Source organism: Paenibacillus tuaregi, assembly GCF_900086655.1.
Classification (GTDB): domain Bacteria; phylum Bacillota; class Bacilli; order Paenibacillales; family Paenibacillaceae; genus Fontibacillus; species Fontibacillus tuaregi.
Window position 1 is genome coordinate 914890 of sequence record NZ_LT575476.1, and the last position, 15765, is coordinate 930654.

At 51.5% G+C, this 15765-nt stretch carries 11 protein-coding genes; 8 read left to right on the forward strand and 3 right to left on the reverse strand.

The window, feature by feature from the left end; all coding sequences use genetic code 11:
- Positions 1–2 precede the first annotated feature (2 nt).
- The 8 genes from BN6628_RS26890 (at position 3) to BN6628_RS04330 (ending at position 11518) form a co-directional block, all read left to right on the forward strand.
- A complete protein-coding gene (locus tag BN6628_RS26890; RefSeq protein WP_082926782.1) occupies positions 3–1154 on the forward strand; it encodes a phosphatase PAP2 family protein in 1152 nt (383 codons plus the stop codon).
- An 18-nt stretch (positions 1155–1172) separates the two neighbouring features.
- Positions 1173–1700, forward strand: coding sequence for a DedA family protein (locus BN6628_RS04300; protein WP_068614760.1), 528 nt, complete (start codon positions 1173–1175; stop codon positions 1698–1700).
- Between the two features lie 287 nt (positions 1701–1987).
- Positions 1988–2683 (forward strand): response regulator transcription factor, encoded by a 696-nt coding sequence (locus tag BN6628_RS04305; RefSeq protein ID WP_068614766.1) that lies wholly within the window; start codon positions 1988–1990, stop codon positions 2681–2683.
- Positions 2676–3767, forward strand: a complete 1092-nt coding sequence (locus tag BN6628_RS04310) for a sensor histidine kinase (protein WP_082926783.1) — start codon at positions 2676–2678, stop codon at positions 3765–3767. Before BN6628_RS04305 ends, BN6628_RS04310 begins: the two co-directional genes overlap by 8 nt.
- Positions 3768–4034: 267 nt before the next feature.
- A complete protein-coding gene (locus BN6628_RS04315; RefSeq protein ID WP_068614769.1) occupies positions 4035–4493 on the forward strand; it encodes a CcdC protein domain-containing protein in 459 nt (152 codons plus the stop codon).
- Between the two features lie 61 nt (positions 4494–4554).
- Positions 4555–5808: a sensor histidine kinase gene (locus BN6628_RS04320; RefSeq protein WP_082926784.1), complete on the forward strand. Its 1254-nt coding sequence runs from the start codon at positions 4555–4557 to the stop codon at positions 5806–5808.
- Entirely contained in the window at positions 5808–6497 is a 690-nt protein-coding gene (locus BN6628_RS04325; protein ID WP_068621960.1) for a response regulator, read from the forward strand. The genes BN6628_RS04320 and BN6628_RS04325 overlap by 1 nt, the downstream gene beginning before the upstream one ends.
- 170 nt (positions 6498–6667) lie before the next feature.
- Positions 6668–11518 (forward strand): MBG domain-containing protein, encoded by a 4851-nt coding sequence (locus BN6628_RS04330; protein WP_068614772.1) that lies wholly within the window; start codon positions 6668–6670, stop codon positions 11516–11518.
- A gap of 198 nt (positions 11519–11716) precedes the next feature.
- On the opposite strand, the gene BN6628_RS04335 is transcribed toward BN6628_RS04330, so the two are convergent.
- The 3 genes from BN6628_RS04335 to BN6628_RS04345 are packed head-to-tail and all read right to left on the reverse strand — an operon-like array spanning position 11717 to position 15763.
- Complete coding sequence (locus BN6628_RS04335) at positions 11717–12829, reverse strand: GerAB/ArcD/ProY family transporter (RefSeq protein WP_068614775.1); 1113 nt, start codon at positions 12827–12829, stop codon at positions 11717–11719.
- Between the two features lie 53 nt (positions 12830–12882).
- Positions 12883–14124 (reverse strand): Ger(x)C family spore germination protein, encoded by a 1242-nt coding sequence (locus BN6628_RS04340; protein WP_082926785.1) that lies wholly within the window; start codon positions 14122–14124, stop codon positions 12883–12885.
- A gap of 13 nt (positions 14125–14137) precedes the next feature.
- A complete protein-coding gene (locus BN6628_RS04345) occupies positions 14138–15763 on the reverse strand; it encodes a spore germination protein (RefSeq protein WP_068614780.1) in 1626 nt (541 codons plus the stop codon).
- Positions 15764–15765 lie beyond the last annotated feature (2 nt).

Genomic DNA, 15765 nt, shown 5'->3' on the forward strand with positions numbered 1-15765 from the left:
GAATGAAGAATAAGCTTGCAGGCTATAAGGCATTACTCTGGATTCTAGCTATTCCAGTATTAAATGTTTTTTATGGAATTTTGAATCACGGGAACGGCAATGTATCCAGCCTGTGGACGTCATGGGATGATCGGATTCCTTTTGTTCCGATATTTATCATTCCCTATCTGCTCTGGTATCCTTTTGTGCTCATGATGCTTGTTGCCTTGTTTATGAAAAAGGCGAGTGCATACTACCGCACATTGATTGCGTTATGTCTCGGACTATTGGTGAGCTATGCCACCTTCTATTTCTTTCAGACGATGATTACCCGGCCCGATGCCTCGGGTACAGGCGTATTCCTGTGGCTGGTCAGATTGGTGTACGGAACGGACGGGGCATATAATTGCTTTCCCAGCATTCACGTCCTGACCAGTTATTTGATGCTGAAGGGCATGTCGGAATGCCGGGATCAATTCTCCAGAGCTTCCCGTTTCTTCATCCAATTGCTTTCATGGTCTGTGACGATATCCACCGTATTCGTAAAACAGCACGTGCTGCTGGACATTATAGGGGGAATTGTCGTTGCGGAAATAACGTTTTTTGCCGCTGGAAAATGGCTGTCCAAGCTAAGAAAAGACATGCTCCGGTGGAGCCCATTCTGGCGCTGGCTGCAGACCTGGGAACAACGTGTGTTCAACTGGTGCAATCAGTCGATCAGCCACCCGGTGCTGAGCCGCGTCCTGGCTGCTATGACCCATATGGGAGGTGCGTTGTTTACACTGACATGCTCGTTATCCATCTCCCTGCTAGCGCCGGAGCCATGGCGAACGGCGGGCATTCAGAGCTTCGCGGCGTTAGCAGTGAGCCACCTTGCTGCGGTGTTAATGAAGAAGTTAATCAGAAGGCCAAGACCTTACTTGGCTCTGCCTGACACGAACCTCATTCTTAAGCCGTTAAAAGACCACTCCTTCCCTTCAGGCCACACGACAGCTGTCTTTTCAATTGTTGTTCCTTTCCTGTTCACCCTGCCCGCTCTTGCTATTATTCTGCTGCCGTTAGCGGCAGGTGTTGGATTATCGCGGGTCTATCTGGGAGTTCATTACCCTTCCGACTGCCTGGCTGGCGGCTTAATCGGGATCAGCTGCGCTTTGCTCGCAGTTTCGCTAATTTAGATCATTGGAGGGATCACCGTGGATTACAATACAATGCTGGAGCTGGCTCATAACTTCGGATATGCCGCATTGTTCTTTGCTTTATGGCTCGGCATTGTAGGAATGCCAATTCCCGATGAACTGGTGGTGATGGCTGGAGGAGCGGTGACAAGCGGAGGGCTCCTGCTGCCGCTGCCCGCTTTTCTGCTGACTTATCTGGGGGTCATATCGGGCTTGTCTGTTGGATATTTGCTGGGCAGGTGTATAGGGGTGCCTATATTGAATAAGCTGAGGCGCAATTCCAGGATGGACAGATACATCAGGTTCTCGGAGAACATGATGACCAGGTATGGCAGCTATGCCCTTTGTGCCAGCTACTTTATCCCGGTCGTCCGGCATCTGATGCCTTATTTTGCGGGAATCAACAAAATGAGCTTTGGCAGGTATGCCCGATTCTCCTTCACTGCGGGGTTTGTGTGGACGCTCCTTCTTTTTACTATAGGCAGTTATGTGGGAGAGCATATGCAGGATATTGAGGAGACTTTGTATAATTATGGAATTATATAAAATGAAATTTGAAAAATAACCGGTCTCAGCTTCGATCCCGAGTGATTCTGAAGAAGCGGAGCGTCCGCCTTTGTCTCCGAAATGCCCCTACATGGATATCTAGTTCAAGCATTTCGGAGACAACAGGGGCCTTAAAGAACACTCGGCATCGCAGTGCTCCATAAGGGTGAATTTCATCAGTTCATTTTATATAAATTTCTGTGGATTCTACTTCTGCTTGTTATGATTGTCCTGATTGTAAGAATGTCTGTCCGCTCCAACAAAATGCATAGGAGAGATCGATCTTAATGAAGAATACGATTCTGGTTGCTGACGATGACCCGGAGATCCGGGATGTGCTCCATATTTACCTGCGTAATGAAGGCTACCGTGTGTTGGAGGCTGAGGATGGCTGGAAGGCGCTGGAGCTCATGAAGAAGGAGTCTGTTGAGCTGATTATTCTCGACATCATGATGCCCGGACTGGATGGGATCAAGGCCTGTCTGAAGATCAGGGAGGATTCCAACATTCCGATTATCATGCTTTCTGCCAAGGGGGAAGCTATAGACAAGATAACGGGTCTCTCCACTGGAGCGGATGATTATGTGACGAAGCCGTTTAATCCGCTGGAGCTGATTGCCAGGGTTAAGGCCCAGTTGAGGAGGCAGAATTTTGCCGGTCCGAATGCTGTGGCGGACAGCTCTATCATCCACATTGATGAGGAATTTAGCATCAACAAGGAGCAGCATAGAATTACCGTCCGGGGCAAGGACGTGCCGTTGACCCCAACCGAATTCTCTATTCTTCTACTGCTTGCAACGCATCGGGGACAGGTGTTCAGCATCGATAAAATATACCAAAGCGCATGGAGAGAACAAAGCGTGTTCTACTCTGATAATACGGTGATGGTTCACATCAGGAACCTGCGGGAGAAGATTGAAGCGAACCCGAGGGAGCCGATGTATATCAAAACCGTATGGGGAGTGGGGTATAAAATTGATTGATAAAATATGGACCTTCCTGAATGCGAAAAAAAGCATCCGCGGCAAAATGCTGTGGGCGCTTGTGCCGAGCCTGCTGCTTGCTATTTTGGTAAGCGGTTTATTGGATACTGTCCTGGTTTCTCCTGTCAAAAATCTGTTTGAACAAGTGGTATCCTTTGGTTATTTCATTGCCCTTTTCGTGTTCTTCTTCCTCTTGTTCACCCGCCCTATTGTACGTTATTTCAAGGCGATCACCGATGGATTGAAGGTCATAGCCGACGGAAATCTGGATTACCGCATCCTGCTTCCAAGGGAGGATGAGCTTGGGGATGTGGCGAGTAATATCAATCAGATGGCAGACCGGCTGGAGAGCCAGATGATCCGCGAAAGACAGCTGGAACAATCGAAGATGGAGCTCATTACATCGATCTCCCATGATTTACGGACTCCGCTTACGAGCATTATCGGGTATTTGAATTTGCTGAAAACTCATGCCTACGATAATGAGGGAGAACAGGAGCGGTATATCGACAATGCGTTTCGCAAGACTGAACAGTTGAAGAAGAGGATCGACGATCTGTTTGAATACACACGCCTGACGAGCAGCGATGTGCGCTTATCTCTTCAAGAAGTGGATTTGGGCAGCCTGCTGGAGCAGATGATTATGGAATTCGAGCCCGTTGCCAAGGATCAGGGGATTACGGTGTTTAAGGAGCTGCCTCATGAACCGGTCATCATGAAGATAGATATTCAGATGATGGTCAGAGCCCTTGATAATCTGCTGATGAATGCGCTCAAATTCTCCACAAGGCCAGGGGATATCAGGGTAAAGCTGGCCGCGGGGGAAGATTGGGTTCTATGGTCAGTCGAGAACTTCGGGCCCCCTATCCCGGATGAGGCGGCCAGTCATTTGTTCGAACGCTTCTATAAAGTAGAGCCTTCCCGGTACGACAAGGATATGCCGTCCGGCTCTGGGCTGGGGCTGTCGATCACCAGGAGCATTGTGGAGCTCCATCAGGGACAAATATGGCTCGAACATAACCAGGGCCATTATAAGTTCTGTATAGAGCTGGACCGGACGGGAGTAAAGGATACAGGCTCATAGCCGCCCTCCAATCTATGTGTAGTGGGAGAACCAGGGAGACACAGCCGTCTGCCCTGGTTCTATTTGTGTTCTGCTGTGTTCTGTTTTTGTTAGGTTGCCCGCCGGGAGCGCCGAATCTAACACTAGTCCCATTGACCCTTGACCCGTGTCATCCACCTCCAGGTGGATACTCCCTTTGGGAATTCAACCTGGCGGTAGACTTCTTTTATCTGTATTGCGCTTATACTCAAAGCATGAAATACAGATCACGGAAGGAAGAGACACACGATGATGGATTCACCGGTATATTTAATTGTTTTGGTAATCATACTGCTGAGGCTTGGACGGGAGAGAGAGGTGCGCCCCGCGAACATGTGGATCGTACCGGCGCTGTTCACGTATATGACGATTGGAACGCTTGCCGAAACCCATGATTTTACAGCTGTCCATATTCTGATGTATCTGATGGGAGCGGCAGTCGGGACAGGAATTGGCTTCTTGAGGGGAAAACTGGAACGGTTCCGTGTCCACCCATCAACAGGAAACATCACGACTCAAAGCTCAATAGGAAGCATCGTTTTATTCGTGGGTGTGATTCTTCTTCGTTTGCTTGTAAAATATATGGGTAGCGCAGACATGCTGATTCCTATCGGAAATGCACTGCTGCTTGTGTCACTCGCCAGCATCTGCACCCGCCGCTGTTATGTCTATTTGAGATACCGCCAGCTGCAGGGGCAGCGGTACTAGAGAAATATATAATTCAACTTAGAATCAATTATGTTATTAAAACAGAAAGTGTGATACCCGTATGACATCTCAGTCCCCCTCCACGGTGTGGGTCAGATTTACCGCATTTATCGAAAACCGCAGCCGGACCTTAATCTTCAGCCTGCTGCTCATATTCATGTTTATGCAGAATACGTTCTTCTCCTCTCTGCCGCATGCTGTGCATGGGGCAGTTCTTTGTGTCTTATATTTGGCGTTCCTCTGGTCCGCCCGCAGTCTGAATTCGAACTGGTTAAGGATATGGACGATAGCGGCTCTGTGGGGGATGACGGTGCTGCTCGGCATCGGATTTGGGGATTACACCTATTCCTTGGTCCTGATCTATTATATTCTGGTTTTTACAGCGGTGCGGCTTCCAGGCCGGGTTTCCTTTATCATGGCAGCTTTGATCATCCTGGTTGATGCCGGTAGCTGGCTGTATATTCATGCAGTTCCGTCCCAGGAAGTTCTGGTTTACTCGCTTACCCGTGTATTGGTGTTCGTTTTCATATGGGCGATCCGGGTAAGAAGGGAAGCCAAGGCCAGCAAGGCGCTTCATTATGAAGAGCTGCAGGAAATGCATATGCGTCTGGAAGAAGCTCACCGTGAGCTTCAACAGGCTCATCAGGAGCTTGAGGCGGCAACGGTCCGCTCCCTAAGATATGCGGTGCTCGAAGAACGGACCCGCATTGCCCGTGATATTCACGACAGTATTGGACACGGGCTTACTTCGGTCATCGTGCAGCTCCAGGCGCTGCCTTTTATCATGAAAGCGAGCCAGGAGGAAGCAGACCGGACCTTGTCTACGGTGCTGGAGGTGGCCCGCGGCTGCCTGACAGAGGTCCGGTCGGTGGTACACCAGATGGCGGTGGACGATGCCGATCTGGGACTTGTCGCCTTGAAGAGCTTGATCACAGAGGTTCAGGAGCAGAGCGGTCTCCTAATTGCCTTTGATGCTCCGGAGACTGTGAGTGAATGGAGACCTGAGATTGCAGAGCTTCTGTACCGGGTGCTTCAGGAAGCGCTGACGAATGTGATCCGGCATGCCGGAGCAACCCGGGTGGAGGTTACCTTGCGGGATAATGGGAGGTATGCCCAGATGAGTGTGAAGGATAATGGAAGCTTTAGGGATGGTACGGGCCAGCTCCCGGAAGGATTCGGTATTAGGGGAATGAGAGAGAGATGTGTGAAGGAGGGCGGCTCCTTCTCCGCCGGGATATGCGAGCCGCATGGCTGGATGATCCAGGTGGAGGTTCCGCTGGACAGCCCAAGTGAAAATAAGGAAGGTGTGGAATGATGAGTACGGATCTGATCCGGGTGGCCCTTGTAGATGATCAGCATTTGGTGAGGCAGGGGCTGAGCTATATTATTAATGCCCAGGAGGATATGGAGGTCGTGGGCGAGGCCGGCAACGGACTGGAGGCGGTGGAACTGGCGAAGCTGACCCGTCCTCATGTGCTGCTTATGGACGTGCAGATGCCGGAGTACAGCGGGATCGAGGCCACACGTGATATTATGGCGGCTCTGCCGGACAGCCGGGTTGTTATCCTTACCACCTTCGATACGGAGGAGTATGTGTATGATGGCATCCGGTATGGAGCGGTCGGGTATCTTCTGAAGGATGCGGCTCCCGCCGATCTGGTTGATGCGGTCCGTTCCGCTTATCGGGGAGAGGCAGTCTTCCGGACATCGGCCGCAGCCAAAATGATGACTCAGGCTCTCCGCGCAGAGGACCTGAAGCCTACTGCAGCCTCTGCTGCAGCCGCCGGCTTTCCGGTTGTAGAGCAGCTGGAAGCATTTACAGAACGGGAGCTGGAGGTCCTTCAGCAGATGGCCTATGGGCTGCGCAATGAGGAGATTGCAGGACGGTTGTTTATCGGCGTTAGCACGGTGAAGACTCATGTCCACCGGATTTTACAGAAAATCGGAGTGGACGACCGTACCCAAGCGGTGGTGTATGCGATAAGAAACGGAATAGTTCGATAAGCATAGGAAGTCAATGCTCAGGCAAATCTATGAAACCCGGTGGAACTTAAGGTTCTGCCGGGCTTTTTTTCATGTGAATTAACATTTGTTAATAGGAATTAAGGAGGTAATCCGTATGATAGTAGATTAGAACTATACCAAAATGACTGGGTTAAGTTGGGAGGCATATTATGCAAGTTGGGGAACAGCATGGACGAACACAATCGATTTCATATACTAGATGGCTTATTCCATTAATATTGATTCTGCTGACGACGGCATTCATTCCGGATTTCCAGACGGCACGTGCCGAAGGGTCACGGGACCCGCTGGATCAAGCCGGCGACAATCTACCGATGAGTACAGGGGCATTTCTGGAGGATGCGGCACAGAGCTTCACCGCAGGGCGGACAGGCTGGCTTCATGATCTTGAACTATTTATGTTCCGCGGACAGGAGTACCCGGAAGGGACGGTTACCGTGCAGATTTTGGATGGGGAGACCGTGGAGGAAAGTGCTCCCGTGCTGGGTACGGCCACATTTCCGGTTGCGGATATTGTTCCCTCTTCAAGCGGAGGAGGGTGGAAGCTGATCACCTTCAAAGACGGGGTACAGGTGCAGGCTGGCCACACGTACACCATCCGGACGACGACAACAGGAGAAGACAGGGATGCTCATGCGTTCTGGGGAGCAAAATCCTCTGACTCCTATGCAGGAGGCCAAGGCTATACTCCTTGGCCTGGATGGGAGGCTTCGAAGGATTTCTTGTTCCGCACTTATGTGGCTAGATCGCAGCGGGTTTATAAAACCTATTTGTCGATTTCCGATGCTGAAGTCACGTATAAGGGTACCGTAAGCTTGTTGGCATTGCTGAGAAACGGGTTGGATTTTTTCCCGGGACAGCGGGTAGTTTTCACAGTAAACGGCACCGAGGTAGGCTCCGCGGTTACCGATTCCTATGGGAGAGCCAGACTGAACTACACAGCCGATCTGTCTCCGGGAAGTTATAAAATCATGGCTATTTACAAGGGACAGGGCTATTATGAAGCATCGGATGGCTATAATGCGCTGCGGATTACACCTAAGAAGGTAACTGTCACAGTGAATAACGCGTCTCGTGCATACGGGTCGCAAAATCCAGGGTTCACGGCTTCATTTAATGGGCTCGCAGGAAGTGATACCCCTACATCAGTTGGGGTAGGGAATATCAAATTCAACACCAGCGCGGCAGTGGGCAGCCCCGTGGGCAATTATGCGGTTAACGCGAGCGGATTGTCCTCCAATAACTATAGCTTCACATACATACCGGGGAATCTGACGATTACGCCGGCGCCGCTCGTTATTTCGCCGGATCATGTCTCCAGAGTATACGGGGATATGAATCCGCGGCTTACTGGGGCCATATCCGGCCTCAGGAACGGGGATGTGATTAACGCGGAATACTCTACCTCCGCGACTACGGCCAGCAATGTGGGCATGTATGATATTACGGTCAGCAGCACGGGTCCTGCGGAGGTTAGGAGGAACTACTCCTTAGTCCAAAACACAGGCAAGCTGACCATCATGCCAGCGCCGCTAACCATCAAGCCAGCCAATGTCATGGTGGAATACGGTGAAGATATCCCGTCTTTAAAAGGAACGATATCTGGCCTTAAGAACGGGGATACAGTGATAGTGGCCTATACTACTACCGCGACCAAGACCAGTGGAGCAGGAACCTATAATATCACCGCTGCCGTTACGGGTCCTGCGAATATGTCCACGAATTACAGCACTACAGTAATTTTTGGCAAACTAACTGTTTCCAAGGCGCCGCTTCTTGTGACTCCGTCTAACCTGTCCAGATGGGGAGGTTATAATAACCCGGAGCTGTCAGGCACATTAACAGGCATCAAGAACAGTGACACTATTACAGCGGCCTACCGTTCTGACGCGGACAAGACCAGTCCGCCAGGAGAGTATCCGATTACCCCGGAGCTGTCTGATCCGCAGAGGAAGTTGGGCAACTACAGTGTCACCCAGAATAAAGGGGTACTGAAAGTGTACTCCCCTCCGCAGATTACTTACAGCGGCAGTGATGATGCCAATCATGTGACCAAGGACGTATCGCTCCCGGCAACGGATGAGGTAGGAACAGATGTGATCTGGACTTCATCAGACAGTGGGCTTCTTGATCCCTTAACCGGAAAGGTTCAGCGGCCAGCTAATGGTTCTGGACCGGCAGTGGTTACGCTGACAGCGGAGGTCCATAAGAACAACACCACCTACTCTAGGCAGTATGAGCTTACGGTACAAGAAGCTGATCTGACCGACCAAGAGGCGGTGAATAGGGATAAGTCCTCCCTTCGCATTGGCTACGCTTCGGGAGATGACGCTGGTCATGTGACACGCAGGCTTACCCTGCCGGCCTCAGGACAGTTCGGATCTGCTGTGGAATGGACTTCCTCACAGCCGGATGTGATTGATCCGAAGACTGGTCAGGTTGTCCGGCCAGACAGCAGCCAGAAGGATGCGGTGGTTACGCTGGAGGCTGTACTTACCCGGGGATCGGCCAGCGTTAAGATCAGCTTCGAGCTTACTGTTCCGCATCTTCCGGTTGGGCTTACTTCGATAGCCTTTGACAAGCCGGAGTACAGTGTCGCTGCGGGTGGAGAGCAGCAGTTCGCAGTCAGGGCGGAATACTCCGACGGTACTTCTAAGACGCTGCTAGAAGGGGTGGACTACACAGTGGAACATCCGGAGCTGGTGCAGATCGACGCCAACGGACGGATCAAAGGCATTGCAGTAGGCCGCACCGTGATCCATGCCGGTTACCAGGGCATGGAGGCTTCGTCCACGGTTAAGGTCACGACGCCAGAAGGGGGCGATCCAGGAAACCCGGGTGACCCAGGCAACCCAGGCGACCCCGGAAATCCAGGTAACCCAGGTAACCCGGATAATCCGACTAACCCGACTAACCCGACTAACCCGAGCGATCCCGGCAACCCTACTAACCCAAACAACCCAGATGACCCTGACCCATCGGTGATCCAGAAGCTGGTCTTTGGCCAGCCGGAATATACACTTGCTCCGGGAGATACAGCGAATATCGTGCTTACAGCGTACTATAAAGACGGAAAATCGGCGGATGTCAGCACAGAAGCCGAATACACAGCTGCCGATCAGACGGTGGCACGGGTAAAAGACGGCAAGCTGACCGCTCTGAAATCCGGCGATACTATAATTAACGCAGTATACCGAGATGTTCGTGCCGAGCTTAAAGTGAAAGTGACAGAGAAGGGCGGTAATCCGGGCTTGCCGGATGATTCTGGCGCGCAGCTCGCCAGCCTGGCGGTGGATCAGGGTGCAGACACATTCACCCCCGCATTCTCCGGAGTGGTTACGGGTTACTCGGTGAATGTCGCAAACGAGGTGAAGTCGCTGAATGTAACCTTCGCCAAGGCGAAGGCGGACGCTTCGGTTAAAGTGACGGGGGCCGCTTATGTCTCCGCAACAGATAGCGTGTATACTTATGCGGCTGCCGATATGAAGGAGGGGGCGAACGTCATCCGAATCGAGGTAACTTCCCCGGATGGAAGTGCCAGCCGAACCTATAACCTCACCGTTAACCGTTCAGCAGGCGGGAACCAGAATCCACAGCCTGATCCTGACCCGACTCCTGTTACCTATACGGTAAGCTTTGACAGCATGGGAGGGGCGGCGGTCAGCAGCCAATCGGTCAAGGGGGGCCAGAGAGCTTCTGAGCCACCCGCGCCAGTCCGAACTGGCTATGTCTTTGCAGGCTGGTACTCAGACCGGGGTCTTACCCAGTTCTATCGTTTCACGGAAGTTTTGGTGAACGCCAACTTGACGCTGTATGCCAAATGGAATGTGAGCATACCGCCTCAACCGGGGAACGGAGGGAATGGGGGAGACGGAGGCGGCTCCACACCGGTAGAGCCCACACCTGCACCGCCGGCTTCATCCGCAAGCCAGACTCCCGGGGCAGTTCCACCGCCGGAGAAGCTAACTGCTACAGACGGGAAGCTGACCGTTCCCGTGGGAAGAGAAGGGGAGGTTAGCATGGATGATACGGTTAGCATCTTGATTCCGGCTAATGCGTTCAGTAAGGAATTAGGCATTACAATTGAGAGGCTTACAGACTCTGACTCAAGGAGCCTCCTGACGAATAAGGAGATTGCCGTCAGCCCGGTCTTCGAGCTGCTTAAGAGTGTGCCGGATCATTTCATTAAGCCGGTTACCTTAGTCTTTACTTTTAATCCATCCAGATTGGCTGGCGGTCAGACGGTAGGGATCTTCTATTATGATGAAGTGAGGAAGACATGGACAACGGCAGGAGCAGGAACCATTTCGGGGAACCGGATTTCGGTGCCGGTTAACCATTTTACGAAATATGCTGTGCTTGCCGTTGACCAGGCCACTGGTCTTCCTGTGAGAGGTGGCAGCTCCGAGGTCAAGCCAGAGACGAGCGCTCCTGCTGAAGTTTATTTTAGTGATACACAGGGACACTGGGCCGAACCAGGGATTAAACAGGCAGTCATCGCAGGTATTGTAAAAGGCTACCCGGACGGTTCCTTTCGTCCCAACCAGACGGTGACACGTTCAGAGTTCGCAGTGATGCTGATGAACGTGCTGAAGCCAGAGAAGGTGGAGGCCGCTCTCGGCTTCACGGATGAAGACGAGATAGGTTCTTGGGCTAAGCAGGTTGTAGCCCAGGCGGTCCGGGCGGGGATCATCAAGGGCTATGCGGACGGTACCTTCCGTCCGGATGCTGCCATTACCAGGTCTGAGATGGCCGCCATGATCGCGGCTGCGCTTCATTTGAAGCCTTCTTCAACCCCCTCTTCCGGCTTCAGCGACGACAAGCAAATTCCTGCTTGGGCAAGAGGCGCCGTGGAACAGTTGAACCGGCTTGGTGTGATTCAAGGGAAAGGAGCACATCAATTTGACCCGGCAGGTCATACTACCCGGGCTGAGGCAGTGAATGTACTGCTGAAATTAATGGTACATGTTAATCAGCAGGAATTCCATTCTCACGACTGAAATTACATTAGATCATAGAGAACATTCCTTATTAGAGGCCGCTGAGTGATCAGCGGTCTCTTGGTTATTGGAGCAGTTGAAGTTGGAGTAAAAGTGTTTGAGCTGGAGCAGTTGGAGTAGGAGTAGGAGTAGGATTAGTTTGACTTGGAACTGTTGGGAGCTTGAGTTAGCTGGGAGTACTTCTTCCCTCCAGCGTTATTATCCCCCACTCTTGCTCCCGCCCTCCGCTCGTTTCTTTTTACGCAGGAGCATTACCACGAACAGGAGAGCAGGGAGAGCCATTTGGAAGATAGGCCATACTTTAGTTACAGTCAAATGGAGCCCTATCCATACAAACTCGGTATACGTGGGAGAGATGAAGGAGACAGCATAGATCACGATGCCAAGAGGAATAACCCAGATTTTGTACTTAAGCCAGGCAATCCGCTGAAGACCGATCACAGCCCCGGCATAGAACAGGATGGCTTTGGTTCCTATCCCGATGAACAAGATTAAGGTAAAGAGAGCATCGGCTCTTTCGAATACCCGGGTCATCTGAATAATTTGTACAACCTCCAGAAGCGGATAGGTGCAGATTGCAGCTAGTTCCGGACCGAGCACAAGAACGATCAGTTGGTTGAATAGAGTCAGAAGAATTGCAACTCCACAGTAAGTCAGTGTCATAGCTTTATTTAGGTTCTTCTTGTCAGTGACGAGGCTGAAGAAGGCCAGGAACAAGACGGCTTGGCCAAATGGAAAAGAGATAATCTCCGGTATGGCTGCATCCCATACGGGCTTGAATCCGTTCTCGAGGATAGGCTGCATAAATTCGAAATGAGCTACACCGGTAGTGAGGATTAATACAACTAGGCTTCCATAGCCTAAAATCATAATCGGGAGCAGAGCTATACAGGTTAAGAAGTTAATCTTCGGTCCGTAGCGGACACAGTTGGCAATGACCAGAAGAGCGATAGCCGCGACCACCGAGAGGGGAGTGCGGTTCAACAGAGTGGCCACCGTCAATTCACTCAAGTCACGGAGATTGCGGGAAGCCTCATAAGTGAAGTAAGCAATGAAGGCCAGACCAAAGATACTTCCAATGATTTTACCGAAATAAACTTTGTTTAACTCATATAGATCATACCTTGCGTCCAAATGATGAATCCCCAGGTACATGGCCAGAAGCAGTAATCCCGCGGCAGCCCCAAGCAGCATGGCAAGCCAGGCATCCTGCTTGGCCTGGCTGCCGAGGAAGAACAATGTGGTGCTTCCCACCTGAAACATAGAGAATGTCACAGCCAACGCCTGTAACCCGATATTGTTCTTGCTCATTTGCACATAACTCCTTTTTAACAAGGTGCAAACCAGGCCGGACGTATTGCCGGCTATTTCGTTTCCTTCTCTTTCTGGAGCTGGTCGAACGATTTCTGAATAAGTCCCGGGCGTTTGATTTTTGCCTGGACTTGCACATCCAATTTCATCCTATTCAATTCCTCTGGCCATCGGTCTTTCAGATCCCGCCAGTCTGACGGGAATTTCCGGTGCACTTTATCAGCAAATCCTGCAGCGTCTACTTTAAGCCGCTGTATCCCGGACCAGGCCTTAAAGATCGTTTTCTCAACCTCCTTGGTCAAGTAGGCTTCGAGTTCCTTGATGACCTTCGGACGGGAAAGATCCAGTGGACAACCGGATTCAACCAGATTGCCTTTGATGTTTACCTTAAGATGCATGACATAATGGTCATCTTCCTTCGTAGGGACTGCTTTAGTCTTTGAGGAAATCACGAGAAATGTAGCCTTGTTGGAATCCTTTGCATTAGGGGAACAAGGGAAGGGGATCTCTGTATTCCTGATTCTGCCTGTGATCCAGGATAAGCCCAGCCCTTCTTCGTGATTAAAATATCCTGCAAACTTGTCACTTTGAAAGATACCCAGTCCTGACAAGACGGTTTTGATGGGTGGAGATGTCATTTTGTACACCTCAAGAGACTGCTGCTCGGTTTCACGGTGTTCTGACCTGCTGCCGGCCAGCTTGACTATCGGCATCCATGCGCCTTTACTATCGGAGTTCATGCGCAAAGCAAATTCGAGAACGTTAGTAGAGGGGAAGTAAGCGAGCATCCGCTTCTCCTCATCCACAATATCGGCCAGGCTTGTGCCCGGGAGCTTCTCCGGCGGGTTTAACTGCTTCAAGATCTCACTAGCTTGCCCTTCACATAACAGCATTAGCACGGTCTCCCGGGGTTCGGTATTTCGGAAATAATAGTCCAGCAGCTCGCTGATCCCGTGCTCTGCGGCCTCTTTTCCAATCACGACCACCTTGTTATGGGCTACAAATATCCTCCTTGGGTTCTCCAGGCTGCTTAGGTTCCAGGCCTGATGAATGGTCTTGGCCTGTACCGAGAAGACATGTACAGCGGGCTGGCTTGTATTTCCCGCTGGCCCCCCGGTTCCTGAGGCCATAGCCGAAGGAACTATGGTCTGGTAAGTGATATTCCAACCATCTTCTCCGTAATCCACTCCAGCCGCGTTCACAATCCCTAACTGGTTTAGCTCAATCCGGTTCCAGCAGCCTGAGAGCAGGCTCATCATTACTATGGAGATGGTTAGGAGTAAGACACGTGCCACTTTAGAGCCCTCCTTATTTCAGTGAATCCCGTTTGTGATCCACTGCTTTCTCGGCATAGGCAGCCGGTTCGTCCGCCGCCCTCTGCATGTTCTCTTTCCCGATCAGCTCAGGACGGTTCTTCATCTTCCACCAAGGCGCACGGAAGAATAAATCTTTAAAGTTCGCAAATTTGAATGGAGCCAGCGGCATCATGTAAGGAATCCCAAAGCTCTGCAGGGATGTCAGATGCAGCAGGATGGGGATAATTCCGGCCAGGATGCCGAATAGGCCGAAATTGCCCGCCAATATCATCAGCATAAAGCGCAGCAGCCGGATGGAAGCGGACATATTGATTGCTGGCAGCACAAAGTTGCATATCGCGGTAAAAGACACTACGATCACCATCGCCGCTGACACAATTCCTGCCTGGACCGCGGCTTGTCCAAGAACGAGAGCGCCCACAATCGAAATTGCCGGCCCTACGGCTCTGGGCATACGCACCCCAGCCTCCCGGATCAGGTCGAAGGTAAGCTCCATGATCAGCGCTTCCATCAGTGCGGGCAGTGGTGTGTTCTCCCGCTGGGCCGCTAGTGTAATCAGGAGGGTTGTCGGCAGCATCTCCTGCTGAAAGGTGGTTGTTGCTATGAAGACGGCAGGCAGCAGCAGGGCGACAAAGAACGCCGCGAACCGGACAAGCCGGAGGAAGGAAGAAATGTCATATCTTTGGTAATAATCCTCGCTGGATGCGATAAATCTGAAAAAGGTCACCGGTGCAATCAGAGCAAACGGCGTCCCATCCACAAATACCGCGACCAGACCTTCCAGCAGTCCTCCCGCAACAGTATCGGGACGTTCTGTGTTGTACAGGGTTGGAAAGGGGGAAATCACACCATCTTGTATAAATTCTTCAATATATCCGCTCTCCAGAATACTGTCCGTATGAATAGAATCGAGCCTGGAGGAGATCTCTTGGACGACCTCAGGATTCGCCACACCCTTGATATAAGCAACGGTCACTTGGGTCTGGGTGTAACGACCGAGGATACGGGACTCCAATCTTAGATCAGGTGAACGGATTTTGCGCCTGAGCAGCGCGAGGTTTACTGCAATATCCTCTGTAAAACCTTCCTTGGGACCGCGGATAACGGTCTGGGACGAAGGTTCTTCCACGGAGCGTCTTGCTCCGCCGGCGATATTTGCCGAGAAGGCCGTCCTTAATCCATCGATCATGAGAACAGCATTGCCACCCAAAACGGAGCGGAGCAGGTGGTTCTCCGTATGCAGCATATGGATACTCCCCACGGGGAGATGCTCTTTGATCCAGCCTTCAGCTCTAAGGGAATCGCCTAGTTCATTCCTGCTTGAGTTAACCAGCGCTTCCATTATGATGGACAGCCTGTGAATGTCTACTAGACCTTCAATATAACTAATGGCGATTGCCGGACCAGCGGAGGAGGAGCTGCTTATCTTCCGTATCACAAAGTCAGAGCTGCCCCCCATCCTGTTTTGGAGATGAGAGATTTTGTCTTCGAGATCCACGGGTAAGGCCCCTGGCTGGATATCTGTGGGCAAAGAGGTCTGCCCGCTGTGGGCAGGCCGATTACGATTTTGATTGATTTGGCGGCTGAAGCCGAGCAACAGACGGAGAAGCTGGAACATAA

Bases quoted from the DNA above. Each gene is read 5' to 3' on its own strand.
- BN6628_RS04335 (WP_068614775.1), bottom strand. From the start codon at position 12,829: ATGAGCAAGAACAATATCGGGTTACAGGCGTTGGCTGTGACATTCTCT.
- BN6628_RS04330 (WP_068614772.1), top strand. From the start codon at position 6,668: ATGCAAGTTGGGGAACAGCATGGACGAACACAATCGATTTCATATACT.
- BN6628_RS26890 (WP_082926782.1), top strand. From the start codon at position 3: ATGAAGAATAAGCTTGCAGGCTATAAGGCATTACTCTGGATTCTAGCT.
- BN6628_RS04305 (WP_068614766.1), top strand. From the start codon at position 1,988: ATGAAGAATACGATTCTGGTTGCTGACGATGACCCGGAGATCCGGGAT.
- BN6628_RS04345 (WP_068614780.1), bottom strand. From the start codon at position 15,763: ATGTTCCAGCTTCTCCGTCTGTTGCTCGGCTTCAGCCGCCAAATCAAT.
- BN6628_RS04320 (WP_082926784.1), top strand. From the start codon at position 4,555: ATGACATCTCAGTCCCCCTCCACGGTGTGGGTCAGATTTACCGCATTT.
- BN6628_RS04325 (WP_068621960.1), top strand. From the start codon at position 5,808: ATGAGTACGGATCTGATCCGGGTGGCCCTTGTAGATGATCAGCATTTG.
- BN6628_RS04315 (WP_068614769.1), top strand. From the start codon at position 4,035: ATGATGGATTCACCGGTATATTTAATTGTTTTGGTAATCATACTGCTG.